The organism is Serratia rubidaea (assembly GCF_016026735.1).
GTDB lineage: Bacteria > Pseudomonadota > Gammaproteobacteria > Enterobacterales > Enterobacteriaceae > Serratia_B > Serratia_B rubidaea.
In genome coordinates this window covers 2,950,460-2,974,766 of the sequence record NZ_CP065640.1, presented here as the reverse complement: position 1 = coordinate 2,974,766, position 24,307 = coordinate 2,950,460, and the positions used below count along the sequence as shown (strand labels likewise).

Below are 24,307 nucleotides of genomic sequence, written 5' to 3'. Positions count from 1 at the left end.
CCCTTTTAGTGAGTTAATATCACTGAACAATGAAATATTATCGATTTATCGCCGTCAAAACAGCTTATAGCATGATGAAAAATCATTGAACACGATTGCTGTTTTTTACTATCCCATCATGCGAAGGTGAGTTGATGTTCTATATCGTGGAATGTTCGTATAACGATCCTGCCAGCGAGGCAGAGTGGAATCACTTTTATAGTCAGGAAAAGCTGCCAGCGCTGATCTCGGTAAGCGGGTTCAGGACTTCTCAGCGCTTTCGCGCCGTTCAAGCTGGCTGCCCTGCTTATCTCGCCATTCATACGGTAGAGGGAGCGGATGTTCTCAACAGCCAGGATTATCGGCTGAAGGGAGGCGGTAATTTCGCCCGCTGGCAGCCATATATCAGCGACTGGCATCGTAACCTGTATCAGTGTGCAGACCCGGCTCCGGCAGTATCTCCAGCGGAGATCCTGCTATTTAGCACTCAGCCGATAAACGCGATTGAGGCCGAGCGGAGTTACCAAAGGCTGGACATGCAGGCCGCGGGGCTGGATAACTTTCCGCAACGTCGTGTGGCATACGTTCTGCCGCGTGAAAAAACCGGGTTATTAGCGAATATCCCCGGCGTACATCTCTACGAAGCGCTGACAGTACAGTTACAGGGTTCGGCTAAGGATCAGCAACGAGATGGCGTACGCCGGCAGTGATGGAGAACGATATACGTTCCCGCTTAACAGGCGGGTTAGACCTACGACGCCACAAAAATATGCCCGCAACTCATCCCGAGGTACTTATGAACCATCCGGCCTCCCCGTTTCGCCAAATTGGGGATTTTCAGGTTACCGCTCTAAGTGACGGCGCTATCTCTGCCAGTCTGGATTTACTGTCAGGCATTGAAACGGCTGAGGCGGCGAGCATTCAGCACCACGCTGGGATCGCTGAACCCAGCAATATCCCGATCGGCGGTTATCTTATCCGCGGTCGGGGACGCACCATTCTGGTTGACGCCGGCGCCGGAGGGCTGAACAACGTCGGTGGGCAGCTCAAGCTAAACCTCGCCGCCGCCGGAGTCAGCCCCGACGACGTGGATACCGTTTTATTAACGCACTGCCATCCCGACCATATCGGCGGCCTGCTGGACGCTGAGCAGCGCCCGGTCTTTCCGCATGCCGAGCTTCACCTGCATCCTCTCGAAGCGCAATACTGGCAGGATGATGAAAAACGCAAAATTGCCGGTGAGCGCGGCCAGCGTAATTTTGCGCTGGCCCGCCAAACGCTGGACGCCTACGCACAGAACCTGCGTTTTTTTAGCGGGGACCAGATAGCGGCAGGCATCCTGCCCGTTTGGCTGCCGGGCCACACGCCCGGGCATACGGGGTTCCGGATTGATTCGGGTGATAAAAGCTTCTTAATATGGGGGGATATTGCCCACTACCCGCATATTCAGTCGGCGCGACCGGACGTTTCCATTTTGTTTGACGTAGACCCTGCGTTAGCCAAAGAGACCCGAAGAACGGTGCTGCAACAGGCCGCCAGGGAAAAACTGATGATTGGCGGCATGCACCTGGGCCACAAGGGATTTGCCACCATTCTCATGAATGATAAAGGGTATCGTATTTCCTACGCTGAAGAATAAACGGCGCTGGCGTGTTCTACGCTGGCCAAGCGGGGTTCGTACGCGACAAACTGGAATCGATAGTCAATCAGGTGCTGGCAGGCTGGCCATCGTGACGTGTTTAGGCATACAGGGGGTGCCCGAAGGCTCCCCGTCGATTAACGCCGCATACATGTAGGGAGCAACCACATCCGTTCTCGGCACAACGCGGACCGAATCAAGAGCCGGAGTCAGATACGCGCAAGGAACAGATGTTTTGCTTTGAGAGTATATGGCAGCGTTCTCTCTGTATTAGCCATGCATATTAATCTTTCTCTCATAAAACCAACGTCATAAAGCGGCTATTTGGATCCGGTTGATAATCAGCAAACGGTTCACAGTCAACAAAACCGTGCTTAATATAAAGTTGATGGCCGGCGGTAAATCCTGGCTGCGTCCCCGTTTCCAAACTTAGACGTCGCAGGCCTTTGGCATGTGCAACCTGCAAGACATGCTGTAAAAGCTGATTAGCGACACCACGGCGCAAAAAATCCGGCGCGGTACGCATTGATTTCAGCTCACCATGTTCGTCATCCAATATTTTCAGCGCGCCAATTCCTGCGAGTTTTTCCCCTTCCCATGCAGACCAAAATATCACTGCCGTGTCATGCAGTTTTTCAATATCCAAAGCGTGGCTGCTTTCTGGTGGGGACTGTTCCAGCATACCGGAAATATGATAGGCCACTAACGCTTGCACTGCAGGATGAGAGAGATCGTCAGTTTTGATAGTGAACATAGCGTTTCCCAGATAATTTATAATATGAGAGCACGTGGTAATACGTTTGTATAATATATATTTCTTGTGGTGCTCGCCTGCACGCAATTTCTCACCAATAAAAAAGCACGGTCCAAACAAAGGCTGAAAGACAACGACTATACGGCATGACTCATATCAGCTGTCCTGATGCGCCGCGCCAGTGTCATCCTTAACGACAATGTCGCGCTTCGCTCCGCCAGCTATTCCCCCTTAGGCACAATGGAAACGCTCGCGGATAACCCAGCCACTAACTCAACGCCTTCGGGCAGCGCGTCAATATGAATACGCACCGGAATACGCTGCGCCAGCCGTACCCAGCTGAACGTCGGTTCAACATCCGGCAGGCCAAGTCCGCCCGTATCGTCATTGCTGTCGCCAATGCCTCGCCCGATACTCTCCACATGGCCCGCGATCGCCGGCGCAAACCCCATCAGCGCAATATGCGCGGTATCTCCCACGTGAATATGGCGCAGTTTGGTCTCTTCGAAATAGCCCACCACCCAGAAACTGTGCGCATCAATAATCGCGACCCTGGTTTCTCCTGCGGTGGCATAATCGCCGGGGCGGAGCCGAAGATGCGTGATATAGCCCGAAACCGGCGACCGGACGACAGCATGAGACAAATTAAGCCGCGCCAGTTCCAGCGCGGCCAGCGCGCCCTGATAGTTGGCCGCCGCCACCTTGGCTGCACTGGCCGTTTGCTGTAAATCTTCGCCGGAAATCATCGCTTTGATCCTGGCGCGCCGCAGGGCCACATCCTGACGCATCAGCATCTCATGACGTTTCGCCTCAACATCCGCCTGCGCGCTGATCACCGCCAGTTTCAGCCAGTCCGGATCGATGGCATACAGCACATCTCCACGGTTAACCCACTGATTATCGCGGACGGCCACGCTGCTTACCGGCCCGGAAACGTCCGGCGCGACCTGCACCACATCCGCACGCACCCGGCCATCGCGGGTCCAGGGCGTCTGTGCGTAGTGTTGCCAGAAAATCACAGCCAGAAAGGCGGCCACCGCCACGGCGATTAACGTCAGCACATAGCGGCTCAACAGAGCGAGTAAAGATGTCATGCAAATAACCCCAGCGCGGTCAGTCCCTGCAGCAGCAGGAAAAAAGTGATGATATAGGTTGAGAAATCAATCAGCGGGCGCAATGGCAAACGGCGATACAGCCTGCTGGACGAGAAAATAGGCAGAAGCAACAGCGTGCAGACCAGGGCGGCGCATGCCACCACCAGCAGCCCGGGGATAAACACCCCGCCTACGGTGACATCATTGATCATCGGCGGACTCCCGGGTCTGTACAGGTAATGCGCAGTGCAGATCGACCAGCCGGTCGACATACTGGCGCGAAGGCTCATCCGCCGGCGGCAAACTGCGCTCCACCAGCATGGCGATCCGCAGGCGTAAAGCTTCGCTGTCTGTGGGGTGGGTCAGCAAAGCCAGCACCTCGCTCAGCGCTGTGCCCGCCTGCGCATCGCAGCGGCGCAGATGCATCACGCACAGTCCCACGCGCAGCGCATGCAGAAGCTGGTCGAGCGCCAGTTGCGATGATTGCCCGCTGCGCTGCAGGCGCGGCAGCAGCAAGGCCGTCCGGTCGATCATCAGATTGGTCCAATGGGTTTCATCGACGTTCAGCTCCCCCTTCACGCTGCGGCGAATATCGCGCTGGCACAGCTTCAGCAGGCGGTTTATCGCCGCATCTGCCTGCACGGTTTGCAGCAGGCTCATGCCGATCGCGGCAAAGCCGGTCGCAGCAAATAACGCGATGGCGGTGTTAATCGCCACGGCAAAATCTCCGCTGTAATGCGCCCCCAGCTCACACAAAATGGGCAATGTCAGGGTGATCCCCATCGCCATAAATGCGCTGGCCGGCCTGGCCTGGAGCGAACCGGCAAACAGATATACCGGCGCAAAGACCGCCGCCAGCATGCTGAAATCATTCACCTGAGGAAGTAAAACGAAGCTGTAAAGCAGGCTCAGCAATACTCCCCAGAGGGAGCCAATCATATATTTCACAATGTGCGGCGCCGGCGTGTCGAAGCTGCCAAATAGCGTGCAGCAGACCCCGAGGATCGAGACCACCGTGCCGCCGTCAGGCCAGGCAGAATAAATCCAGACCAGACAGCCGCTCAGGATGATGACGAAAGCGCCCAGCGCGGTGCGGGCGGCGGCGGCGGGATCGCGGTGGAAAACATACCCCTTCACCGCGTTGCTGTCCTGCTGCGCCGGCGCGGCCTTCGCGTGATAAATGACGTCCGAAAGGCGCTCGCACTGCTGCATAAGATCAATCGCCTCTGTCAGATAACGCACAAAACTGGCCCGCAACGCATCATCAAAGGTCAGCGCCTGTGCCGAGTAGCGCTGCGCCAGGTGCTCACTGCGTTTTTTGAGCGCTTCTGCCGCGCTTTTCCCTTCCCCTTCACCGGCCAGCGAGATCCGGACGTCGTGCAGCAGTGTCTGCACATCCGCCGGCATCGTCGTTATCATCTGTAAACGGTCGCGTAATTCGCAGTTCACGATGACTAACCGCGCCAGCCGGTCGTGGATCGCTTTTCTGGCCTGGCGGACCGGTACAGAAAGCGCAAAATCATAGGGAATGTGATGGCTGATGCCCTGAAGGAACTGGAGCGCCAGCGCCAGGTGCAGCGGCCCGGCAGCATCATCGTTCTTGCCTGCCAGGGTATCGGCAATCCGCTGCCGCGCCGTGCGCAGGGTCTGCGATAGCCGGCTGTTAAACAGCCCGGAGATCCGCGCAGGCAGCACATAGCGATGAATAAGCACGGCGCAGAGGATGCCAATCATGATTTCCTGTACCCGCACAATGGCGATATTAAAGATGGCGCCGGGATCGGACACCGCAGGAAAACCAATCAGGCTCGCCGTGTAGCCAGCCAGCACAAAGGCGTAGGCGCGCGGCGTGCGTTCCAGCAGGGAAAGATAGAGGCAGAAGGTGATCCAGCCCGTCAGCACCACGCTGCAAACAATGGGCATATCCACCAACGCAGGCACAATCAACACGGTCGCGGCCGCGCCGACAACGGTTCCCGCCAGGCGATACACTCCCCTGCTCAGCGAGGCGCCGACCGAGGTTTGCGAAACGATATAAACGGTAATGATGGCCCACGAAGGCCGTTCCAGGCCGATCGACAGGGCAATATAGTACGCAAGCATCGCGGCGATAAAACTGCGCGCGGAATAGAGTAAGGCGCTGGCGTCGTTAAGCAGCGTGGGCGTGGCAGCCCGCCGCAGGCGCACGCCTAACGCGTGTAAAACAGGGCGGTGAAGGACGTTGATTTTGCTCATGCCGGGGATTATTACCGGCTTGCCTATCTGCTTAAATACTCTATTCTGTCAAAAAATACCTAAATGCTGCCAATGAGATGAGCTCTAAACTCGCCAACACGCTGTATGATCCTGATTCTACCCCCTGCCCGGCGGTCGCACGGCGTCTGGATTTTATCGATTATGCCGCAGAGGTACCGGTGCATACGCACCGCAAAGGGCAACTGATTATCGCCCTGTACGGCGCGGTGATTTGCCGCGCGGAAAATGACATCTGGATCGTGCCGCCCGATTGCGCCGTCTGGATCCCCGGCGGCGTGCCGCACAGCGCCAAAGCCACCTGGAATGCACATCTCAACTATCTGTTTATCGAACCCGGGGCCGCCGCGCTGCCGGAACGATGCTGCACCCTGGCGATTTCCGGGCTGGTGAAAGAATTAGTGGAGCGCTTAACCCTCGAGGGCGTTGATTATCCGCCGGAGAGCCACGTCGCCAGGCTGACCAGAGTGACGCTTGATGAACTCGCCGCCATGCCGCAGCAGAAACTGAGCCTGCCTGTCTCATCGCATCCTAAAATCCGCGCCATGGCCGATGCGCTGGTCGGTCAACCCGACGATCGCAGCACATTAAAAATCTGGGCCAAACGGCTGGCGCTCAGCGAGCGTTCTCTGGCGCGTTTGATGCTGCGTGAAACCGGGCTGACCTTCGGCCGTTGGCGTCAGCAACTGCACCTGATCATTGCCCTGCGGGAGCTGGCAAGCGGCGTATCGGTACAAAACGTGGCGGCGAATCTGGGGTATGAATCGGTGAATGCCTTTATCACCATGTTCAAAAAAACCATGGGCAGCACGCCTGCCCACTACTTTGCCGAACGGAAGACAGGCGCACGCTAGCCTGATGCGTTGCGGCAGCCGGTTGTGCAGATGCGTGCTCAGATCCGGCGCCGCGCATTCCGTTCAGGCCAGGCTTACCGTGGGCCTGACGCGACATCGCTGATCACAAACTCCGGCTCATAACTCACCGGGAAATTGACCGAGCGGGCGATAAAACAAACTTTATGGATTTCATGGTGAATTGCCGTGGCTGCATCGATGTCGGTACCGGCTAATACCGTAATTCTGGGTTTGAGCGTGGCGGCCAAAAAGCGCCCGGCGCCACTTTTCAATACCTCGCCGGTGGCGACCGGTGAGTCTTGGTAAGCGACGACGGTGATGCCGGCATCCGATGCCAGATGCAGATACCACAGCATATGGCAGGCGGACAGCGAGGAGATCAGCAGGTCTTCCGGATTCATTTTTCCGGGGTCGCCCCCCAGTAGCGGATCGTTCGAGCAGTGTATGGTGTCCTTGCCGGCGACGGAGATATCCCACGTGCGCGCATACGACCGGTATCCTGAGGTACCCGTACCCAGATTTCCCGTCCAGGAGATATGTGACGAATAGCTGTGTTCCATCGATTTTCCGCTCCAGCGCTAAAGGTGTTGGGGGTAAAAATGCTCGGAACATCACTCTATGAAATTAGCGGATATCACTCAAGCGCCGGCGCTGCAGAGAGGAAAAAACGCCAACGAACGGTCAGGGCGCCGAAGGCGTTTTGGCCGGGCGCAGTGCGGGCAAAGGCATACTACCCGCACCTAAACGATAAAATGAATGTGCTTTTTGCCATGATAGCGTGAGATCTCAATTTTGGTTTTCACCCGGAAAACCTCCCACAGCAGCTCCTCGGATAAAATCTCCTGAGGGGTGCCGGTGGCGATGATTTTTCCGTTCTGCATCACAATCAGCGAATCACAGAACATCGCGGCATGGTTGAGATCGTGGATAGCCACAATACTGGTCACCGGCAATTCACTGATCAGATGCATCAATTGTATTTGGTGGTGAATATCCAGGTGGTTGGTCGGCTCATCGAGCAGGATTTCACTCGGCGTCTGCGCCAGCGCGCGGGCGATATGCACCCGCTGACGCTCCCCGCCGGACAGGCTCAGCCAGCCTTGATCGCTTTTTTCCGACATATCCACCCGTTGCAGCGCGGCGGCAACAATCTCGTCATCGCCGCGGCTCCAGTTAGAAAAAGGCGAGTGGTGCGGAATGCGCCCGAGTTTCACCACCTCGCGCACGCGCATATTGGCATCGGTCATGCCGTGTTGTTCAACAAAGGCCACCCGACGCGCCAGCTGCTTTTTGGCAATCCGGGCCAGGGGTTGCCCCTCCAGCGTCACGCAGCCGCTGTGCGGCCGACGCAAGCCGGCCAGAACGCGCAGCAGCGAAGATTTGCCGCAGCCATTGGGGCCGAGCAGCCCGACGGTTTCACCGGGGGCAATATGCAGTGACACGTCATCAACGATGACCTTTTTACCCACCTTCCAGGTAATATTTTCAGCGCAGATACTCATCACTTATTCCTTGAACGGTAGATAATCACGGCAAAGAAAGGCACGCCGACCAAGGCCGTTACCACGCCGACAGGAAGGCTTTGCGGCGCAATCAACAGGCGTGATGCGATATCCGCCAGCACCATCAGGATCGCGCCGGCCAGCGCGCTGGCAATCAGCAACCTACGATGCAGCGGCCCGAACAAGAAGCGCATCACATGCGGCACCACCAGCCCGACAAAGCCGATTGAGCCGGCCATGCTGACGATAGTGGCGGTGATAAGCGCCGTAACGGTAAAGAGAAGCAGACGCACATAGGGAACGGCGATCCCCAGCGATGCGGCGGCATCGTCGCCGAAGGTGAAGGCATCCAGCGCCCGGGAATAGTAAAGGCAAACGGCCAGGCCAATCAGCACCACCACCAGCACCAGTTGGAACTCAGGCCATCTCACCCCGCTGAAGCTGCCCAGCAGCCAGAACATCACGTCGCGCGCCTGCTGCGCATTGGCGGAGGTGCTGATGGTATAGGCCGTAATGGCGTTAAACAGCTGCGAGGCGGCCACGCCCGCCAGAATGGTGCGCTCATTTCCGCCGCGTGCGCCGTTGGTCAGAAAGGCGACAAAGGCAAAGGCGGCAAACGCCCCGGCAAAGGCGCCCGCAGACAAGGACACCGCGCCGGAGCCGATGCCCAGCACCACCACGGAAACCGCACCGGTTGATGCCCCGGCAGAAACCCCCAGCACATAAGGCTCCGCCAGCGCATTCTTCAGCAGGCTTTGCAGCACCGCGCCGCAGATGGCCAAACCGGCGCCGCAGCACGCCGCCACCAGCGCCCGGCTCAGGCGAAAGTCCCAAATCACGCTGGCATAGATGCGGTTGAGGGGCGCGTCTGTTAAGCCGATTTTATTGCCGATGGCGTAAAAGACGTTTGGCAGCGGAATCGAAAGCTCCCCCACGCTGACGCTGACGGCGACGGTCAGAAACAACAGCACCGTTGCCAGCAAACATCCGCCGCTCAGCAGCAGGCTCTGCCGGGCCTGAAGCACTGCCGTGGTCATTCACTCAGCCCCAGTTTTCTCAGTTGCTCGCCAACCTGCTCCGCGCCGTAGAGGGTGCGGATGGTCGGGTTCATCGCCTGGCCGTCCATCACGACAATATGGCCTTTTTTCACCGCGTCGAGCTGGCTGACGACCGGATCGCTTTTCAGGAATTTGATTTTCTCCGCCGCGTTATCCAGCGCCCAGCGGTTGCGGTCCAGGCTGGAAACCACGATCACATCCGGGTTTGCGGCGATGATGCTTTCCCAGCTTACCGTCGGCCATTCGGTCTCGGAGGTGATGGCGTTGTGGCCGCCCAGAACGTTGGCGATAAAGCCGGAGGCGCTGTTTTTGCCGCCCACATAGGCGTCAGCGGAAGGGGATGAACTGGAGAACCAGAACACAAACGACAGATCTTTTTTGTTCTTGCCAAACTCGGCGCGCAGGTCGGCTTCACGCCGTTTAAAATCGGCAACCAGCGCTTCACCGCGCGGCTGCACGTTAAAGATAGCGGCGAAATCTTTAATCTCTTGATAGAGATAGGTCATATCCCACAGTTTCTGGCGGCTGCCGTACATGTCCCCTGCGGCTTTTTTGGTGGCGCACATGCCCGGCGATAAATAGCTGTTTACGCCAACGGTGGCCAGATCTTCACGTTTCGCGACCTTGCTTTCCGGCCCCAGTAACAGCGGTAGCTGTGCAGGAACAAAATCAGGGTTTTGCGCCAGGATAGATTCCAGCGTAGGGATTTCTACCGTCAGCGTTTTGATTTTTGCATTCTGCTCAGCCAGCTGCGGCAAAACTTTGGTCGGCCAAAACGCACTGGCGGCAATGTGTTTTTGCAGGCCCAGCAGCAGCAAAATCTCGACGGTGTTCTGACCCAGGGCGACGACGCGCTCAGGCGCCTGGGTAAAGGTCTCTTGATACCCGCAGTTGTCAATGGTCAGTGGATAGGTGGTTGCCAAAGCAGAACTTACCGATGCGAACATCACGCCTAACGCGCAGATGATTTTTTTCATTAAACACTATCCTTCGTTAAAGCGATTGCCGATGACCATGGGATATTTTAATGCAAATGAAACTCATTATTGGGGCGGAGTTTTATACAATGCCGGGTATTCAGTGTCAACGCGAGACTATCACCGTGCGTGATTAACCAAGGAGACGACGTTTTCAGACCGGCCTGCATGGAAAAGTGCGCGTTCTGACCAGCGGGAAGTCTGAACCGCCCATCGGCCACGCGCTCACCACCAGCCAGCAAGACGCTTCACCGCCCTAAATGCAACGCCTGCGCCAGCTGTTGCAGCTCCGCCTTCAGCCAGCGGGTCGCCCCCCGCTGAGCGCTGCGCTTATGTGAGTAAATCTTCACCTCAAACCTGGGTATCGCGAACGGTAAGGCAAAAATCTTGATATCCGCTGCCGCAACCAGCTTTTCGGCGGCAAAACGGGGGATCGCCATCAGCAGGTCGCTTTCCGCCACAATAAACGGCGCGCTGAGCATCGACGGCGTTTTGAGCGCGATCTGCCGCGTATGGCCCAGCTGCTCAAGCCGTAAATCCAGCACTCCCTGCTTCTCATTCCACGGCGTGACAACCAGATGGCGGGCAGCGAGGTAATCCTCCAGCGTCAGCCGCGTCCGGCCTGCGTTGCTGATGACGACATACTCATCGTCAAACCAGCCGATCTCGTCCAGCTCCGGATGCCGGCTATCATCCGTGGTGCTAAAGCCAAGCGCCAGATCCACTTCGCCCGCCAACAGCTCCGTCAGCGCCGGGCTGTGGGGTAAATAGCGCAACTCCAGGCGCAGGCCGGGCGCCGCGTGCTGCAGCTTGTGCATCAGGGCGGGAAAAATGCAAAACGCGGTAAAGTCCGTAATCGCAATCTGCAAACGCTCGCTGCTGGTGGCGGCCGTAAACTCCGGCTGCGGGGCCAGCTGCTGGTTGAGGAACTGCAGCGCCGAGGCAATCGAGGGCGCGAGCTGGGCGGCATACACGCTGGGGCACATGCGGTGGCCCTCGCGGAAAAACAGCGGGTCATTGAGGGCCGTGCGCAGCCGCGACAGCGCATGGCTCAGCGCCGAGGTGCTCATCGCCAGCTCATCCGCCGCCAGGCGAACGGAGCGGTGGCGATAAATGGCGTCAAAAACCGGCAGCAGGTTTAAATCAAGGCGCCGCAGCGCCGGATGCATAATATTCATCATTGGGTGATTTCATTGCACTTAATTCTTCGGACGATACCCCTTATGCTGAACGCCATCAATCTCAACATCACGCAGAAATAACAGGGAAAACCCATGAGCATCACCATTCGTCAGGCCCGCCCGGAAGATGCGGCGGCAATTTACGCGATGATCTATGAGCTGGCGGTATATGAAAAAGCGCCGGAGGAAGTGGTTACCACGCCGGATGAGATCCGGGAAACGCTCTTTGGCGCAGGCAGTAACACCGAAGCGTTGATCGGCGAAATAGCAGGCAACATCGTCGGCTACGCCGTGTTCTTCACCAGCTATTCCACATGGCTCGGACGCAACGGTATTTATATGGAAGATTTGTACGTTTCCCCGGCCTATCGCGGCCAGGGCGCGGGCCGGGCGTTGCTGAAACATATCGCGCAATGCGCCGTGCAACGCCGGTGCGGCCGCCTGGAATGGAGCGTGCTGGACTGGAACCAGCCCGCCATTGATTTTTACCAGAGCATCGGCGCACTGCCGCAGTCCGAATGGGTGCGCTACCGCCTGGATGGTGACGCGCTGCTGAAATTTGCCGAATAGCCGCGCGATAAGCAGATCCCGCCGGAGCGGGATCTTCCTGTCCTGCCTTTATCCCGTCAGGTTCACCGTGAGCCAGATAAAACATTACCGATCGCAAACGCCGGCTAATAGCGTAATTCGAGGCCTGAGCGTGGCCGCAGTAAAGCGGCCTGCCCCCCTTCCCTTTGACCTTCGCCTATTGTGCGCATAGCCTCAATCATGCAATTTTAATGACTGATAAAATATGACGCTTCCTGCCGCCATTTAACCACTATGCCATCGAATTAAGGACATGTTATGCCTGGTATTACCCTGACGCTGTCTGGCTTAAAAAATCAAAAGTTAACCAACGAATGCGTACGTCTGGCGACCCAGATTACCTGCGATGTTTTAAAGAAAAATAGCTTCGAAACCATGGTGATAGTCAGACATGTCGATGACGACGACTGGTTTATTGATGGCCGGAGCCTGGCGGAATGGGGTAAAAACTCGTTCAGGCTTGAAGTTACGGTCGTGGATGAAACCTGTAGCAAAGACCAGAAAGCGGCATACCAAAAAGCAATTTACGACGCGATGGAACAGGCCATTGGTAATCTACACCCGCAGTCGAACGTTCATATTATCGACTGTAAAGCGGCGTCCTATGGCTATACCGGCATCACGCAAGAGTATCGCTATCAGCATAAGGACGAGTTTTACAACTAATAACGGGTTATTCTGGCTGCAGGGCCATCCTGGCCCCAGTTAATAGCGTAAACGTTGCACGTCGCCGCGTTACCCCGGCCCTTCGCTGCCCGCCGCCAGCAATTCCGCCACCTTTGGTTAGTGATACAAAATTCAGGTCGGACATACAGAAAAATACTGCGCTATCTCCAGCGGTTAAGGTATAAAAAGCCAATAATCTCGCTTTATAAGATGACGTAGCTGACCCCGGAGCAAATTTGAATGAAAGGCGCATGTTTGTGCGGAACAATCGCATTTGAAGTATCGGCAGAACCCTCAAAGTTTTACCGTTGCCACTGTTCACTTTGCAGAAAGCAAAGCGGAGTGGGCCACAATCTGGCGACCATCGTAAATGCCCGCGATTTTCTCTGGCTTAAAGGAGAAAACAATATCGCCTCATGGTCCAGACCAACGGGCTATCGCACGGATTTCTGCTCCACATGCGGCTCTACCGTACCCAATGTGCTGCGTGGTCTGCCATATGTCTGGATCCCGGTTGGTTTACTGGATAAACGTTGTGATATGCAGTGCGTTGGGGATTACTGCACGGATGATGCCATGCCCTGGGACACCACCCGTTCCGACATAGACCATGCCGGGCCTGTCGATTCACTGCAGTCACTTTTAAAGCTGTTGGACATACCGGCTTAGGCCATCTTCAGGCCAGCCCGCCGAAACGGCTGGCCCCGTCATCAATCCGGGCCGTTAGCCCAACCCTTCCCCCGGCCTCACCCCGGCCCTTCGCTGCCCGCCGCCAGCAGCGGCACCAGCACATCGCTGATGGGCGTAGCTATCCCCTGCCGGCGGCCGTAGCGCTGAATCACGCCGTTGCGGATATCCCACTCCAGCGGGCGGTTGGCCTGCCGGTCGGCGAGTATCGAGGTGCCCAAATCCGCCGGGGCGCGGTGAAAGCGTTCGACAATCTCCTGCGGAACGTTATCACTCAGCTGCGCGCCGTTGGCGCGCGCTACGCGCAGGCACTCGCGCAGATAGGCCAGCGCCAGTTCCGTGATATCCTCGCGCGTAAACATCCCGGCGCGGCGATTAGCCAGCACCATCAGGCCCGCCACCGCGTTCTGCAGCAGCTTGCGCCAGGCGACGGAGGCAAAGTCGGCCGACAGCTCAACCGCGCAGCGCGTGCCGCTGAGCGCATCCGCCACCCGTTTTGCCTGCGGCACATCCGGCAGCGTCAGGCGCGGCGTGTCGCGCAGCCATACGGAGGCATCCGGCTCGCGCTGCGCCGGGAACCACACCACCGAAGGCAGCACCCTGGCGCCGTTGACGTAGGGCGCCAGCAGCGCCTCCTGCTCGACGCCGTTCTGCAGCGCGCAGACCACGCTGTTTTCGTCGCACAGCGCGGCCAGCCAGCGGGCGCTGTCGGCAATCTGGGTGGTTTTCACCGCCACAAACAGCAGATCGAACGGGCGTTGGATCGCCGCCGGATTGTTCAGCACCGGACCGGGCACCACGGTTTCCCCATCGTCGTGACGCAAAATCAGCTGCGAATGGGCGGTACGCCCGCACAGGACCGGCGTGCGACCGGCGTCGTGCAGTACCGCGGCAATGGTGGTGCCGATGGCGCCCGGCCCGAGCAGGGCAAGCGTAGGATGGTCAGACATCTGGCGTTCTCCTGTTTTGATTAACCGATCAACAGCGTGCCAACGGCAATAAGGGAGCACGCCAATACTTTTTGCAGCGTTAACGCTTCGCCGAGGAACAGAGCGCCCAGCACGGCGGCAAACAGCACGCTGGTTTCACGCAGCGCTGAAACCGCCCCCATCGGCGCCGACGTCATGGCATAGATGATGATGCCGTAAGCGAGCAGCGAAACCAGGCCGCCGGCCGCCGCATGGAGCATACCGGGCCGCCGGCGCAGTAAACTCCTGCCGTCGCGCAGCGCGATATACAGTAGCGGCATCAGCACGCCCCATAATGCGCTCATCCACACGGTATAGGCGAGCGCGTTGCCGGATACCCGCACGCCCATGCCATCCACCACGCTGTACGCGGCGATAAAAACCCCGGTTGCCAGCGCATAGCGCAGACCCGGCATCGCCGGCTTGCCCCGCCTCACCGCCAGCAGCAAAATCCCCGCACACACCAGCGCAATGCCGCCAAGGGTGCCCGCATCGATGCTCTCCCCGGCGAAGAGCGCCGCCCCACAGGTCACCATCAGCGGCGAAGAGCCGCGCGCAATCGGGTAGGTTTGCCCGAGTTCCCCGTGCTGATAACTGCGCACCAGACACAGGTTATAGCCGACGTGCAGCAGCGCCGACAGCAGCGCGTAGCGCCAGCTGGCGACCGCGGGCGGCGGCAGAAACAGCGCAATGACGATGCAGGTCACGGCGATCGTCAGGCACATGATGGTCATCGACCACAGCCGGTCAGCGCCGCCGCGTAATAAGGTGTTCCATCCGGCATGCAGCAGCGCGGCGAACAGCGTGAGAAAAATAATGTGTCCAGGCATACGGCGATACTAAGCAGCAGCGGCCCGGATGAACAGTGAAGTGTCGTCATCGCAGCATGAGCAAATACTCATAACTTAGCGGTAGCTATGCTGCGCCTGCCGTGATTCCGCCAGCAGCCAGTGACGGAACGCGATAATGTGCGGCTGCGTTTCGATACCTTGCGGGCAGACGAAGTAATAGGCCGCCGGCGAAGGAAAAGGCACGTCAAACAGCCGCACCAGACTGCCGTCGCCGATCTCTTTTTCAACGTGCCCGCTGCGCGCCAGTGCAATCCCCTGCCCCAGCAGCGCGGCTTCAATCGTCATATTGGTATCGGCGAAGCGCACGCTTTCGTGCAGCACATCGGTATTGACGCCGGTCAGCTTAAACCAGACGTCCCACTTCGGCACCAGATCGGCGCCGTCGCGCGTCAGCAGCGGATAGCGCAGCAGTTCAGCCGGTTCCGCCGGGGTGCCAAAGCGCCGCAACAGGGCCGGGCTGGCAACCGGGAACAGCTGTTCGCGGAACATAAACTCGGTGTGCAACGCGGGATAGTTGCCGTGGCCGAATCGGATCGCCACATCGGAATCGGTGCTGGCGAAGTTAATCGCTTCGTCCGTGCTTTCCAGAGTGACCAGGATCTCCGGATGTAAGCGCGCCAGCTCCGGCAGGCGCGGCAGCAGCCACTTCAGCGCGAACGAGTAGGTGGTGTTAACGCGCAGGCGCACCCGGCCTTTTTGCTCACGCAGATCGGCCAGCGTGGTTTCCAGCTTGCCGAAGAACTCGCGCACCAGAGGAGCAAGCGCGGCGCCTGCGGGCGTCAGACGCAGGATCTTGCCGCGCTCGAACAGCTGCAGCCCCCAGATTTCTTCCAGATTCTTCAACTGATGGCTGACCGCGCTTTGCGTAATAAACAGCTCAGCCGCGGCGGAGGTAAAGGTGGTGTGACGGGTGGCGACTTCAAAAGTGCGCAGCGTGGCCGTCGGGGGAAGATCGCGCATCATGCCGTTCCTGTGAATGAGCTAATACTCATAACACCATAGGCCGGACGCCCGGAAAAAGATACGGCGCACAAGAGAAGTAAAACCGGCAGGCAGCGCCTGTGGCAGCCAAGATGCCCTGCCGTCCCGTTTTGCGATATATTGGGGACATTATTTCTTGCTGACAGGTGACACAGGCAATGGCTTTTATCCCCAAAAACTACGCGCGGCTGGAAAGCGGCTACCGTGAAAAAGCACTAAAAATTTATCCCTGGGTGTGCGGACGCTGCTCGCGGGAATTTGTCTATTCAAACCTGCGTGAACTCACGGTTCACCATATCGATCACGACCACACCAATAACCCGGAAGACGGCAGCAACTGGGAGCTGCTGTGCCTGTACTGCCATGACCACGAACATTCGAAGTACACGGAAGCCGACCAGTACGGCACCCGCGTGGTGGCGGGGGAAGACGCGCAGAAAGATGTCGGCACGGCCACCTACAACCCGTTTGCCGAACTCCAGGCGATGATGAACAAGAAGAAATAAGCGCAGGCGTCTCAGCCGGGCCGGGGCGAACGTTACTATTTAACGACTGCCGGATCGCCAGCCGGCTGAGAATCCGCTATTATCCGCAGCCCCCCTTCTTGCTGGCCGCCCGATGTCTACGATTGTCGATACCTTTATTGCCCCGCCGTGTCACGCGCAGATAGACATCCTCTATCAGGACGAACACCTGGCGATCATCAACAAACCTGCCGGGCTGCTCAGCCTCTCCGGCAAAAATCCGCGCAATCTCGATTCGGTGCATCACCGGCTGGTACAGCTGTTCCCCGGCTGCACGCTGGTTCACCGTCTGGATTTCGGCACTTCCGGGCTGATGGTGATTGCCCGCAACAAGGCGATCAATGCCGCCCTCTGCCGGCAATTCAGCCAGCGCACAGTGACCAAGGTGTACGGCGCGCTGCTGTGCGGACATTTGCAGGATAATGAGGGGGTGATAAACGCGGCGATTGCCAAAGACCCGGCGCTGTTTCCGCTGATGTCGATTTGTGCCATCCACGGTAAACCCGCCAAATCCCGCTATCGGGTCATCGAACGTTTTTCACAGCGGTTGGAAGATGGGCGGTCACTGCCGTTGACGCGGGTGCAGCTGACCCCGGAGAGCGGGCGTACTCATCAATTACGCATTCACTGCCAGCTGCTGGGCCACCCGATTCTCGGCTGCGACCTGTACGGCGGCCTGCTGCCGCCGGGCGCCGAACAAACCCCGCGACTGATGCTGCATGCCAGCGAGCTGCGCTTTGTTCATCCCGTCAGCGAAGAAGCGTTCAACATCCGGCATGATTGTCCGTTCTGACGATAGCGACAGCGGCATGAAAAGCCCGTCAGGACTCTTCATACGCCGCAGCGGCAAACCTTGTTTACCACATCAGATCGTCAGGCACTTTAAAGTCGGCATACGGATCGTCTTCGTCCTGCTCTTCCTCACTCAGCGCGCTGTTTAACACAATGCTGTTTGCATCACGCTGGGCAATTTTATCGGCGACGCTGGCGGGGATAATCGCGTATTCGCTCTCACCGCTGCTATCAACGGCCAGACGGGCGATGGCAAGACGGCCGCTGATCAGCTGGGTTTGCGTGGTCTTATCCACATACACTTTCTTAATCAGATTGCCATCGGTGAAGTTAAAGCCGATATCGCCCTTTGCCGGCACGATGCGGTTCATCTCAATCAGCTGCTTCACCTGCGCCTTGTACTCTTTGGCTAACACCGCCTGCTTTTGCTGCTCGCTGAGCTGCTTATCGCGCTCCAGCTGCGCTTTTTTATTCTCTTCCACCGCCTCTCTGGCCTCACGCGCCTGAACCCGTGATTTTTTCGCCGTACGCTGGACTTTGGCCGCCTTTTTGCTGGTCACCAGCCCTGCCTTCAGCAGTTGCTCTTGTAAGGTGAGTTTTGCCATCTTCGTTTCTAAACCCGTTGAGAAATTTGTGGGGATTATAGCGGCATTGGTGGAGGGGGGGCTAGGGTTGAGTGGGGTTGAGAGGAGTGAACTGGATACAATGTCCGCGCCCGACATAAAGCTAAGCGGTTGCTATGAGCGAGGAGCGGACGTAAAAGAATTTCTAAAAATTTAAGGCTTACTAAGGTAACAAGTATCAGAGAATCTCATGAACCTATTGCTGCGTTCTAGCAGCACGAGATTTCTCTCTACTTAATACTAAACTTGCTTTATATTTTTCGTAGTCTTTTGTCACTAAGTTTGTTCGTACTTGATATAATTTTTTAAAATGGCTTTCGAAATCTCGTTCGAATGTCGTAGGACTTACAACCAAATCATGTACAGCGTCAGCTAAATGCTCCGCTAATGAATATTTGAATTGGAGTGACTGCAAGTTTTCTTTATTGATTAATTTAAATTTATCAGGTTCCACAGCATTTCCTTCATTATTGAAGGGATAGATCCATTGCCCATGTGCTAGCTTGTTTCGTATTTCTATCAGGATTCGTAGCTCATTCGACAAAACATCATGTAATGCTGCTCTTCGTGCGGCATGTGCTATCCCAAGACTCCTTTCATCCAGAGGGGCTTTAGTTATTTTATGATGCTTGCGAAAAGCTAAATCAACAGTTTCTTTCCATTGCTCAAGTTGCGATGATTTCTGCTCAATTTGATTACGTTCAGACTCAGTAAAACCGAATTCTTCATGTAGTAACTTTCTAAGGCGAGTCTCAATCCATGCTCCAACCAAGAATGAGTAAAGACGAAGAAGAGACCTTAGCCCCTGCTGAGGATCTTTCGAAGCGATTTCTTTACGAGCAAGTCGACCTGTATGACCCAAAGCCAATTGCAACTCTCGAAGGTTGGCAACGTGATATTTATAAATTTTAGAAGGGAGTCTTGACATATTAAATTACCACCGCCAAAGGCTACTCGTTGAATTACCTTTGGCGGTGAGGATTCGAACCTCACAAATACTCTCCATAGGAGTGTGTTTCCCCTTACACCATCGCCCGCTAAAAACTTACAATATCTCGCTGCATTAATGCAATAGCATAAGTTAAGAAATTCGCATTTCAACCAAAATTAATAGCATATGCAAGTCCCTTTCTGACACAGGCCTGCTGTAGCTGATCTACACTCTGTCGATCAACACGGGATGGCAGGCTGCTCTTGGCACAGGGCTGCTGTTGCAGCCCTGATAACCTTCCTTAGACTTCAATCGATTCAGAGATCTCTAACACATCATCGGCTTCAATGCCCAGATAACGGATTGTGCTTTCCAGTTTCTTATGGCCCAACAGAAGTTGGATCACCCGGAGATTCTTGGTTTTCTTGTATATCAGGTAAGGTTTCGTTCTTCTCATGGAATGTGTGCTGTAAAGCGAAGCTTCGAGGCCAAGCTTTTCTACCCACCCATGAAAGATTCGGCTGTATTGCCTAGTTGATATGTGCCGGTTAGCTCCGATTCGAGACCGAAACAAGAAGTTTTTAGTATGCAAATTGCCAAGTTTTATCAATGCAGCAACAGCTTCTCTTGTCCCTTTGGTTATCTCAAATTGCACAGGGCTACCAGTTTTCTGTTGCAACACCGTTGCTCTGCTTGAAATAGAGCTACCATTTGCAACATCAGCTACTTTGAGTTTGACCAGATCACAGCTTCGTAGCTTACTGTCCAGGGCCATATTGAACTGAGCTAAATCACGCGTTTTGCCTTCCAGTTCAAGCCGGATTCGGATCCCCCAGATATGAGATATCTGAAGTGGTCTTTTTTGGCTGATGATGCGGTCTTTGTTCCACGGTGATGTGTTCATACTCAAATCTCCTGCAATGTGGGAGATTTGAGTATGGTTGTCTCTTATGAGCGAGCAGCAGACATTGACATATCTGTTAAAGTGAATGGTTCCTTTTGCAGGGATACTTACAATGCTATAAGTTATTTTTACACCACATGATTGACAGTTTTTAAGTGGCAGCAAAATTGCCGCCATTTAATATTACCTACTTTATTTATGCATTACATAACTCAGAGCAAATAATTAATAAAAATGAGTACTGAAGTATTCTGACTTTATCTTTAAGATCAACAAGTGAGTTAATGTCCGTAGCGTTCGCAAAATCATTGCCATGGGCTATTTTATGACGTTTTTGATTTAAATCATCTAAAAAAGTCTGCCATAAACTTCGCCCACGATATGATGTTGGACTTGTATTGTAAGCATTTTTTCTTACTCTATAAGGAAAATCACAAACTTTTCGCTTGGTTAAAGCAGAGATAACTTTAAGAGCATTTTTAATTTGTGGGGATGTCATCAAAAAGATCTTATCAAACTTTGAATCGTGTAGGTTTTTAAAAATATCTCCAACCCCAAATCTTGACGCTATATTACCAATGACATCTGGCTTTGGATTTCTGTTTCTATCCGATATAAATGGTTCAGGAGAAATTTTGAAGTCATCTGTTTTCTCTAAATCATCCATTAGGCACAGGATTGCACTTTGATATCCGGAAAACGCTTTTTCATCAAACCCTAAATATTTTTTACAGTAAGTTCTTTTAATCGAGGTTGGTAACTCTTTAAATGTTATGGATGCGTAATCGCTAATAATGTTTTTGACTGCACCTTTAACAAACCCTTCCATATGAGCAACAATCAAAACTGTAATCGAGCGACAAAGAGCATTATATAAATGCTCATTTGACTCCTGAACACGAACCGCTTCATCGACTAAAATATCAACTTCTCTCCACTGAAGATCAACGGTATCAAGATAATCCGCAATGAATGTAGCCATTATGCTGTTTCCTTTGCCTTATTAATCCTTGTATTCAGTTTAACAACATCATTTACACTACCTTCACATGCTGCAAAAAAATCCGGATCTGAAAACATTTCGAGAATTTTTTCGGACGTAACAACTGTTTCTTTTCTCAAGCTTTCAATAAAGAGGTGTGTAATTGAATCATACACCGCAGAATTAAAATCAGACATTTTTTCAAAGCCATCGACTGTTACCCGATACTTAGTGAAAGGATAATCTATATTAGACTCCCTAATAGCTTCAAACGTATCATTAAACAACCTTTCCATTTCCTCTAACTGTTTTATAGGTAGATTGTTAAATGAATTCATCTTACTAGTCAGGAAATTTTTGAACTTCCCTTTGTAATCCCTATAGCTATCAAAGTAGTTTATGGCGAAGAAACGCAGTACAAGCTCTTCATCTTCCATTTTTTTAACGCGGGAACTATCAGGTGTTAATTTACATGCCAATATGAAATGCTCATTTTTTGACAATCTTTTTACGAGGTCTTTAAATGGCCCTCTGCATGTTGCATTGCGCAGTTCTTGTGACTCCAACTTTACCGATCCAGAGTTCAGCCTTTCAAATATGTCATACTTCACTTGCGGGTCAAGCGTAGAGTCAATTCGCAAACATCTGATGCTTCTTTCTTCGAGGCGCCTCATTAAAAATGGAGGTAAATCTCTATGGAATGCCCCATTGAGCTTGTCAAGAACTTCTAAACCTTGCAGTTGATATTTATTCTCAAAGAAATTATAAATTGCAGTAAGACGCTGCTGTCCATCGATGACCGAGAAACGTGATGACTCAGAATCTATTTCCTCGTCAACATCAACATCTTGGGAGATGTAGATAAAAGGTATCGGTATATTAAGTATAAGGCTTTCAATTAGTCTTGATGATGTTTCATCATCCCAACGGTGTTTTCGTTGATACTCAGGATTAAGCGTTATGATGTTTCTTTTTATTTTTTTTACTAAAGTTTCCAGATCATATTCGATAGTTTGCGTTTTGACTGTGCGTTCTTTTGCTACTTGCTGCAGCTCATCGAGGTTATGTTTGAGATTGGTCATATTTTCTCCACGAAACGACATTTAAAACGGCTATTTTTACCACAATACATGATTCACAAAGTATGCCGTTATTTACATGTAATTGCATTAAAAATGAAGCATCTATTGTCTTCCCAAAGAACCGATGGTGACAAGCTTTAGCAATGCAACTGCATTAAAACCACCCAATAAAGCGGGCAGGCGTGGTGGGGGAAGCATTGTGAGCCAGCCGTGATGCTGTACCTGCCCCCCAAAGAATTATTGCAGCATAGGCTAGTAATGACCGCTTCTGGCACAAAACCGGCTCTCGACCCAGCTTCCATACCAACGTGCCCCACATACAAATACCCCCAATCACCCATCCAACCACCTTCCCACCCTAGCAGACTCCATCATCATGGCAATAGTCAGCGCTTCAGGCTCTTGGTATTTTCTTTTCTTATTTCGGGGACAGAGCCAGCCAAGCACGGCGGAGGTTACGCCGATCTCCTGCGGCCAGTAGCGCATAAAGTTAAACCCTGAACTGTCAACGTTGAACAGCTCGAAGTACTCTTCCATGATCTCCAGGCCATCTTCCCAGATCCAGGGATAGTTGCCCGTAGACAGGCTGGTGTCTGGCGTCAGCGGTTTCTTCTGGCTGAAAGGCGTACGCAGATTCCATTTCGCATCGTACCAATCAAACACCTGCTGAGCGATATCGGCGTTGTGCGGCTTGTTGTCCATTCCTTTGTCATCCTTAACCTGTCGCCGCCCGGCTCCAGCGGCAGCAATTACGGCCCCCGCAGGCGGAGGCCCTTCCCTCACGACTGCCGGCTGGAAAGCAGCAGCTTGCACGCCAGCGCGGCGAACACTCCGCTCAGCAGATAGTTCGGCCAGCGCGCGTTGATGCGGCGACCGGCGAAGCGGCTCTTCATGCCGCTGACCAGCATAATCACGCCGCCGTTCACCGCCAGCCCCACCAGATTCAGCACCGTCGCCAGCACCAGCATCTGCACCACCACCGAGCCGGCCTGCGGGTTGATAAACTGCGGGAACAGCGCCAGCACAAACAGCGCCATTTTCGGGTTGAGGATATTGGTCCACAGCCCCTGACGGAAGATGCGCCCGACCGCCACCGGCGCCAGACCGGCGGACGCCTGCAGGCTGCCGCCCGAACGCAGCGTTTTCCACGCCAGATACAGCAGGTAGGCCGCGCCCATCACCCGCACCGCGTCATAGGCCAGCGGCATGACGACAAACAGCTGCGACAGCCCCAGCGCCGCCGCCAGGGCGTGGCAATAGGTGCCAAGCTGGATCCCCGCCAGCGAGGCAAAGCCGGCGCGCCGCCCCTGGCTGATGCTGCGCGAGGCGATAAGCAGCATATCCGGCCCGGGGGTAACGGTCAGCGCCAGGCTGGCGGCGGAAAACAGCGCCAGGGTAGAGAGGTCGATCATGATATTCCCGCTTATGTTAGCCAAGTGAGCAAGCTATTAATCTACCTCAGCGACGGCGTTTTTCCAGTTTCGGCGGGCACAATTTCACACTTTTCAACGGCGGGCTGCGGCCGGCGGCGTTCGCCCAGCAGGTTCATCCCGGCGGCGGCCAGCAGAATCAGCGCCGCGCCGGCCAGCTGCGCCAGCGACAGCTGGTGCGCAAAGGCCCAGCGGTCCACCAGCATGGCGGCGACCGGATAGATAAACGACAGCGAACCGGTCAGGTGGGTCGGCAGTTTCTGGATGGCGCCGTACAGCAGCACGAACATCATCCCGGTGTGCACCACCCCCAGCGCCATCAGCATGCCCCACTGCCCGGCGCTGGCGTCGGCGTGGAAGTCCACCAGCGGCAACAGCATCAGCGCGCCGACGCTGACCTGAATCAACACGATCAGCTGCGGCGGGGTGCCGGTCAGGCGCTTGGCCGCCAGCGCCATCAGCGCATAGAAAAACGCCGCCCCCAGCGCCAGCAAAATGCCCCGCAGATACTGGCTGCCCGCGCCCGCCTGCTGCGGTTGCGCCAGCACCACCAGCGCCATGCCGGCAAAGGCCAGCGCCAGCCACAGCAGCTTGCGCAGCGTCAGTTTTTCCCCCAGAAACAGCGCCCCCAGCACCACCAGCATAAACGGCTGGGTGTTATATACCGCCGTCGCGATGGAGATCGACGCATAGCGGTAGGCGCTGAACAGCAGCAGCCAGTTCAGCACCAGCGCGATACCGCCGGCGACGGCAATCAGCAGCGTCGCCCGCCGTAGCCCGGGCGCACGCAGCTGACCAAGCAGGCCGCATACCAGCAGCAGCGCCAGCGCGCCGATGGCGCAGCGCCAGAACACCACGTTAATCACCGGCTGGCCGGACATCAGCACAAACCAGCCAATCGAACCGGAAATCAGCATCGCCGCCACCATCTCCAGCGAACCGCGTTTTATCTCTGCCTTCATCGTCTGTATCCCCTGCGTCAGTAATTGCATTAGCTTGCAACCTTT

General features: G+C 55.1%; 28 protein-coding genes. 8 read left to right on the top strand and 20 right to left on the bottom strand.

Translation table 11 applies throughout. From position 1 onward, the window contains the following. Positions 1-134 precede the first annotated feature (134 nt). Both I6G83_RS13985 and I6G83_RS13980 read left to right on the top strand, forming a co-directional pair. On the top strand, positions 135-689 hold the full coding sequence (locus I6G83_RS13985; RefSeq protein ID WP_054304991.1) for a hypothetical protein: 555 nt from the start codon (positions 135-137) through the stop codon (positions 687-689). An 86-nt stretch (positions 690-775) separates the two neighbouring features. Continuing rightward, positions 776-1,618, top strand: coding sequence for an MBL fold metallo-hydrolase (locus I6G83_RS13980; RefSeq protein ID WP_054304992.1), 843 nt, complete (start codon positions 776-778; stop codon positions 1,616-1,618). 295 nt (positions 1,619-1,913) lie between these two features. Here the strand turns inward: I6G83_RS13980 and I6G83_RS13975 are convergent, their stop codons facing one another. From I6G83_RS13975 to I6G83_RS13960, 4 genes are all read right to left on the bottom strand, one after another. Beyond that, the gene (locus I6G83_RS13975) at positions 1,914-2,372 is read right to left on the bottom strand and encodes a GNAT family N-acetyltransferase (RefSeq protein ID WP_054304957.1); all 459 of its coding nucleotides are present in this window, start codon (positions 2,370-2,372) and stop codon (positions 1,914-1,916) included. A 221-nt stretch (positions 2,373-2,593) separates the two neighbouring features. Then, entirely contained in the window at positions 2,594-3,466 is an 873-nt protein-coding gene (locus I6G83_RS13970; RefSeq protein WP_054304958.1) for an efflux RND transporter periplasmic adaptor subunit, read from the bottom strand. Next, positions 3,463-3,678: a DUF1656 domain-containing protein gene (locus I6G83_RS13965; RefSeq protein ID WP_054304959.1), complete on the bottom strand. Its 216-nt coding sequence runs from the start codon at positions 3,676-3,678 to the stop codon at positions 3,463-3,465. The genes I6G83_RS13970 and I6G83_RS13965 overlap by 4 nt, the downstream gene beginning before the upstream one ends. Continuing rightward, positions 3,668-5,701 (bottom strand): FUSC family protein, encoded by a 2,034-nt coding sequence (locus I6G83_RS13960; RefSeq protein ID WP_054304960.1) that lies wholly within the window; start codon positions 5,699-5,701, stop codon positions 3,668-3,670. The genes I6G83_RS13965 and I6G83_RS13960 overlap by 11 nt, the downstream gene beginning before the upstream one ends. A gap of 77 nt (positions 5,702-5,778) precedes the next feature. Here I6G83_RS13960 and I6G83_RS13955 point away from each other — a divergent pair, with 77 nt between their 5' ends. Then, positions 5,779-6,573: an AraC family transcriptional regulator gene (locus I6G83_RS13955; protein WP_054304961.1), complete on the top strand. Its 795-nt coding sequence runs from the start codon at positions 5,779-5,781 to the stop codon at positions 6,571-6,573. Between the two features lie 74 nt (positions 6,574-6,647). Here the strand turns inward: I6G83_RS13955 and I6G83_RS13950 are convergent, their stop codons facing one another. From I6G83_RS13950 to I6G83_RS13930, 5 genes are all read right to left on the bottom strand, one after another. Further along, a complete protein-coding gene (locus tag I6G83_RS13950; protein WP_054304962.1) occupies positions 6,648-7,133 on the bottom strand; it encodes an OsmC family protein in 486 nt (161 codons plus the stop codon). Positions 7,134-7,313: 180 nt separating this feature from the next. Then, the gene (gene eitC / locus I6G83_RS13945; RefSeq protein WP_054304963.1) at positions 7,314-8,075 is read right to left on the bottom strand and encodes a siderophore ABC transporter ATP-binding protein EitC; all 762 of its coding nucleotides are present in this window, start codon (positions 8,073-8,075) and stop codon (positions 7,314-7,316) included. Further along, positions 8,075-9,112 carry a FecCD family ABC transporter permease gene (locus tag I6G83_RS13940; RefSeq protein WP_054304964.1) on the bottom strand — a complete coding sequence of 346 codons (1,038 nt, stop codon included), beginning with the start codon at positions 9,110-9,112 and terminating at the stop codon, positions 8,075-8,077. The genes eitC and I6G83_RS13940 overlap by 1 nt, the downstream gene beginning before the upstream one ends. Continuing rightward, the gene (gene eitA, locus I6G83_RS13935; protein ID WP_054304965.1) at positions 9,109-10,110 is read right to left on the bottom strand and encodes a siderophore ABC transporter substrate-binding protein EitA; all 1,002 of its coding nucleotides are present in this window, start codon (positions 10,108-10,110) and stop codon (positions 9,109-9,111) included. The genes I6G83_RS13940 and eitA overlap by 4 nt, the downstream gene beginning before the upstream one ends. Positions 10,111-10,358: 248 nt before the next feature. Next, positions 10,359-11,291: a LysR family transcriptional regulator gene (locus I6G83_RS13930; protein ID WP_054304966.1), complete on the bottom strand. Its 933-nt coding sequence runs from the start codon at positions 11,289-11,291 to the stop codon at positions 10,359-10,361. A gap of 93 nt (positions 11,292-11,384) precedes the next feature. Here I6G83_RS13930 and I6G83_RS13925 point away from each other — a divergent pair, with 93 nt between their 5' ends. The 3 genes from I6G83_RS13925 to I6G83_RS13915 all read left to right on the top strand — a co-directional run bounded on the left by I6G83_RS13925 (position 11,385) and on the right by I6G83_RS13915 (position 13,214). Continuing rightward, a complete protein-coding gene (locus tag I6G83_RS13925) occupies positions 11,385-11,861 on the top strand; it encodes a GNAT family N-acetyltransferase (RefSeq protein WP_054304967.1) in 477 nt (158 codons plus the stop codon). Between the two features lie 276 nt (positions 11,862-12,137). Beyond that, entirely contained in the window at positions 12,138-12,545 is a 408-nt protein-coding gene (locus tag I6G83_RS13920; RefSeq protein WP_054304968.1) for a tautomerase family protein, read from the top strand. A 240-nt stretch (positions 12,546-12,785) separates the two neighbouring features. After that, positions 12,786-13,214, top strand: a complete 429-nt coding sequence (locus I6G83_RS13915; protein ID WP_072186058.1) for a GFA family protein — start codon at positions 12,786-12,788, stop codon at positions 13,212-13,214. A 77-nt stretch (positions 13,215-13,291) separates the two neighbouring features. Here the strand turns inward: I6G83_RS13915 and I6G83_RS13910 are convergent, their stop codons facing one another. The 3 genes from I6G83_RS13910 to gcvA form a co-directional block, all read right to left on the bottom strand. Then, entirely contained in the window at positions 13,292-14,182 is an 891-nt protein-coding gene (locus tag I6G83_RS13910; protein ID WP_054304969.1) for an oxidoreductase, read from the bottom strand. A gap of 20 nt (positions 14,183-14,202) precedes the next feature. After that, a complete protein-coding gene (locus I6G83_RS13905) occupies positions 14,203-15,030 on the bottom strand; it encodes a DMT family transporter (RefSeq protein WP_054304970.1) in 828 nt (275 codons plus the stop codon). 75 nt (positions 15,031-15,105) lie between these two features. Further along, complete coding sequence (gene gcvA / locus I6G83_RS13900; protein WP_054304971.1) at positions 15,106-16,011, bottom strand: transcriptional regulator GcvA; 906 nt, start codon at positions 16,009-16,011, stop codon at positions 15,106-15,108. Between the two features lie 179 nt (positions 16,012-16,190). Between gcvA and yajD the strand changes: the two genes are divergently transcribed. Further along, positions 16,191-16,538 carry an HNH nuclease YajD gene (yajD, locus tag I6G83_RS13895; protein ID WP_054304972.1) on the top strand — a complete coding sequence of 116 codons (348 nt, stop codon included), beginning with the start codon at positions 16,191-16,193 and terminating at the stop codon, positions 16,536-16,538. A 112-nt stretch (positions 16,539-16,650) separates the two neighbouring features. After that, positions 16,651-17,349 carry an RluA family pseudouridine synthase gene (locus tag I6G83_RS13890; RefSeq protein ID WP_054304973.1) on the top strand — a complete coding sequence of 233 codons (699 nt, stop codon included), beginning with the start codon at positions 16,651-16,653 and terminating at the stop codon, positions 17,347-17,349. 64 nt (positions 17,350-17,413) lie between these two features. Here I6G83_RS13890 and I6G83_RS13885 read toward each other — a convergent pair whose 3' ends face one another. The 8 genes from I6G83_RS13885 to I6G83_RS13850 form a co-directional block, all read right to left on the bottom strand. Further along, positions 17,414-17,953 (bottom strand): DUF2058 domain-containing protein, encoded by a 540-nt coding sequence (locus I6G83_RS13885; protein ID WP_054304974.1) that lies wholly within the window; start codon positions 17,951-17,953, stop codon positions 17,414-17,416. Between the two features lie 214 nt (positions 17,954-18,167). Next, a complete protein-coding gene (locus I6G83_RS13880) occupies positions 18,168-18,899 on the bottom strand; it encodes a hypothetical protein (RefSeq protein WP_072186059.1) in 732 nt (243 codons plus the stop codon). A 304-nt stretch (positions 18,900-19,203) separates the two neighbouring features. Further along, positions 19,204-19,806 (bottom strand): tyrosine-type recombinase/integrase, encoded by a 603-nt coding sequence (locus tag I6G83_RS13875; RefSeq protein ID WP_054304976.1) that lies wholly within the window; start codon positions 19,804-19,806, stop codon positions 19,204-19,206. A gap of 196 nt (positions 19,807-20,002) precedes the next feature. Continuing rightward, positions 20,003-20,788, bottom strand: a complete 786-nt coding sequence (locus tag I6G83_RS13870) for an MAE_28990/MAE_18760 family HEPN-like nuclease (RefSeq protein WP_152972170.1) — start codon at positions 20,786-20,788, stop codon at positions 20,003-20,005. After that, positions 20,788-21,870 (bottom strand): DUF262 domain-containing protein, encoded by a 1,083-nt coding sequence (locus tag I6G83_RS13865; protein WP_054304977.1) that lies wholly within the window; start codon positions 21,868-21,870, stop codon positions 20,788-20,790. The genes I6G83_RS13870 and I6G83_RS13865 overlap by 1 nt, the downstream gene beginning before the upstream one ends. Before the next feature lie 333 nt (positions 21,871-22,203). Then, positions 22,204-22,572, bottom strand: coding sequence for a DUF1493 family protein (locus tag I6G83_RS13860; protein ID WP_054304978.1), 369 nt, complete (start codon positions 22,570-22,572; stop codon positions 22,204-22,206). A 77-nt stretch (positions 22,573-22,649) separates the two neighbouring features. Continuing rightward, positions 22,650-23,282, bottom strand: a complete 633-nt coding sequence (locus tag I6G83_RS13855) for a LysE family translocator (protein WP_054304979.1) — start codon at positions 23,280-23,282, stop codon at positions 22,650-22,652. Between the two features lie 41 nt (positions 23,283-23,323). Then, positions 23,324-24,262, bottom strand: coding sequence for a DMT family transporter (locus I6G83_RS13850; RefSeq protein WP_054304993.1), 939 nt, complete (start codon positions 24,260-24,262; stop codon positions 23,324-23,326). Positions 24,263-24,307: the final 45 nt, after the last annotated feature.

What these genes read in the sequence shown, in the direction of transcription:
- eitA (WP_054304965.1), bottom strand. Translation starts at nt 10,110, where the DNA reads ATGAAAAAAATCATCTGCGCGTTAGGCGTGATGTTCGCATCGGTAAGT.
- I6G83_RS13965 (WP_054304959.1), bottom strand. Translation starts at nt 3,678, where the DNA reads ATGATCAATGATGTCACCGTAGGCGGGGTGTTTATCCCCGGGCTGCTG.
- I6G83_RS13880 (WP_072186059.1), bottom strand. Translation starts at nt 18,899, where the DNA reads ATGTCAAGACTCCCTTCTAAAATTTATAAATATCACGTTGCCAACCTT.
- I6G83_RS13860 (WP_054304978.1), bottom strand. Translation starts at nt 22,572, where the DNA reads ATGGACAACAAGCCGCACAACGCCGATATCGCTCAGCAGGTGTTTGAT.
- I6G83_RS13955 (WP_054304961.1), top strand. Translation starts at nt 5,779, where the DNA reads ATGAGCTCTAAACTCGCCAACACGCTGTATGATCCTGATTCTACCCCC.
- yajD (WP_054304972.1), top strand. Translation starts at nt 16,191, where the DNA reads ATGGCTTTTATCCCCAAAAACTACGCGCGGCTGGAAAGCGGCTACCGT.
- I6G83_RS13885 (WP_054304974.1), bottom strand. Translation starts at nt 17,953, where the DNA reads ATGGCAAAACTCACCTTACAAGAGCAACTGCTGAAGGCAGGGCTGGTG.
- eitC (WP_054304963.1), bottom strand. Translation starts at nt 8,075, where the DNA reads ATGAGTATCTGCGCTGAAAATATTACCTGGAAGGTGGGTAAAAAGGTC.
- gcvA (WP_054304971.1), bottom strand. Translation starts at nt 16,011, where the DNA reads ATGCGCGATCTTCCCCCGACGGCCACGCTGCGCACTTTTGAAGTCGCC.
- I6G83_RS13915 (WP_072186058.1), top strand. Translation starts at nt 12,786, where the DNA reads ATGAAAGGCGCATGTTTGTGCGGAACAATCGCATTTGAAGTATCGGCA.
- I6G83_RS13970 (WP_054304958.1), bottom strand. Translation starts at nt 3,466, where the DNA reads ATGACATCTTTACTCGCTCTGTTGAGCCGCTATGTGCTGACGTTAATC.
- I6G83_RS13920 (WP_054304968.1), top strand. Translation starts at nt 12,138, where the DNA reads ATGCCTGGTATTACCCTGACGCTGTCTGGCTTAAAAAATCAAAAGTTA.
- I6G83_RS13870 (WP_152972170.1), bottom strand. Translation starts at nt 20,788, where the DNA reads ATGGCTACATTCATTGCGGATTATCTTGATACCGTTGATCTTCAGTGG.
- I6G83_RS13875 (WP_054304976.1), bottom strand. Translation starts at nt 19,806, where the DNA reads ATGAACACATCACCGTGGAACAAAGACCGCATCATCAGCCAAAAAAGA.
- I6G83_RS13985 (WP_054304991.1), top strand. Translation starts at nt 135, where the DNA reads ATGTTCTATATCGTGGAATGTTCGTATAACGATCCTGCCAGCGAGGCA.
- I6G83_RS13865 (WP_054304977.1), bottom strand. Translation starts at nt 21,870, where the DNA reads ATGACCAATCTCAAACATAACCTCGATGAGCTGCAGCAAGTAGCAAAA.
- I6G83_RS13850 (WP_054304993.1), bottom strand. Translation starts at nt 24,262, where the DNA reads ATGAAGGCAGAGATAAAACGCGGTTCGCTGGAGATGGTGGCGGCGATG.
- I6G83_RS13890 (WP_054304973.1), top strand. Translation starts at nt 16,651, where the DNA reads ATGTCTACGATTGTCGATACCTTTATTGCCCCGCCGTGTCACGCGCAG.
- I6G83_RS13960 (WP_054304960.1), bottom strand. Translation starts at nt 5,701, where the DNA reads ATGAGCAAAATCAACGTCCTTCACCGCCCTGTTTTACACGCGTTAGGC.
- I6G83_RS13855 (WP_054304979.1), bottom strand. Translation starts at nt 23,282, where the DNA reads ATGATCGACCTCTCTACCCTGGCGCTGTTTTCCGCCGCCAGCCTGGCG.
- I6G83_RS13975 (WP_054304957.1), bottom strand. Translation starts at nt 2,372, where the DNA reads ATGTTCACTATCAAAACTGACGATCTCTCTCATCCTGCAGTGCAAGCG.
- I6G83_RS13980 (WP_054304992.1), top strand. Translation starts at nt 776, where the DNA reads ATGAACCATCCGGCCTCCCCGTTTCGCCAAATTGGGGATTTTCAGGTT.
- I6G83_RS13940 (WP_054304964.1), bottom strand. Translation starts at nt 9,112, where the DNA reads ATGACCACGGCAGTGCTTCAGGCCCGGCAGAGCCTGCTGCTGAGCGGC.
- I6G83_RS13905 (WP_054304970.1), bottom strand. Translation starts at nt 15,030, where the DNA reads ATGCCTGGACACATTATTTTTCTCACGCTGTTCGCCGCGCTGCTGCAT.
- I6G83_RS13950 (WP_054304962.1), bottom strand. Translation starts at nt 7,133, where the DNA reads ATGGAACACAGCTATTCGTCACATATCTCCTGGACGGGAAATCTGGGT.
- I6G83_RS13925 (WP_054304967.1), top strand. Translation starts at nt 11,385, where the DNA reads ATGAGCATCACCATTCGTCAGGCCCGCCCGGAAGATGCGGCGGCAATT.
- I6G83_RS13910 (WP_054304969.1), bottom strand. Translation starts at nt 14,182, where the DNA reads ATGTCTGACCATCCTACGCTTGCCCTGCTCGGGCCGGGCGCCATCGGC.
- I6G83_RS13930 (WP_054304966.1), bottom strand. Translation starts at nt 11,291, where the DNA reads ATGATGAATATTATGCATCCGGCGCTGCGGCGCCTTGATTTAAACCTG.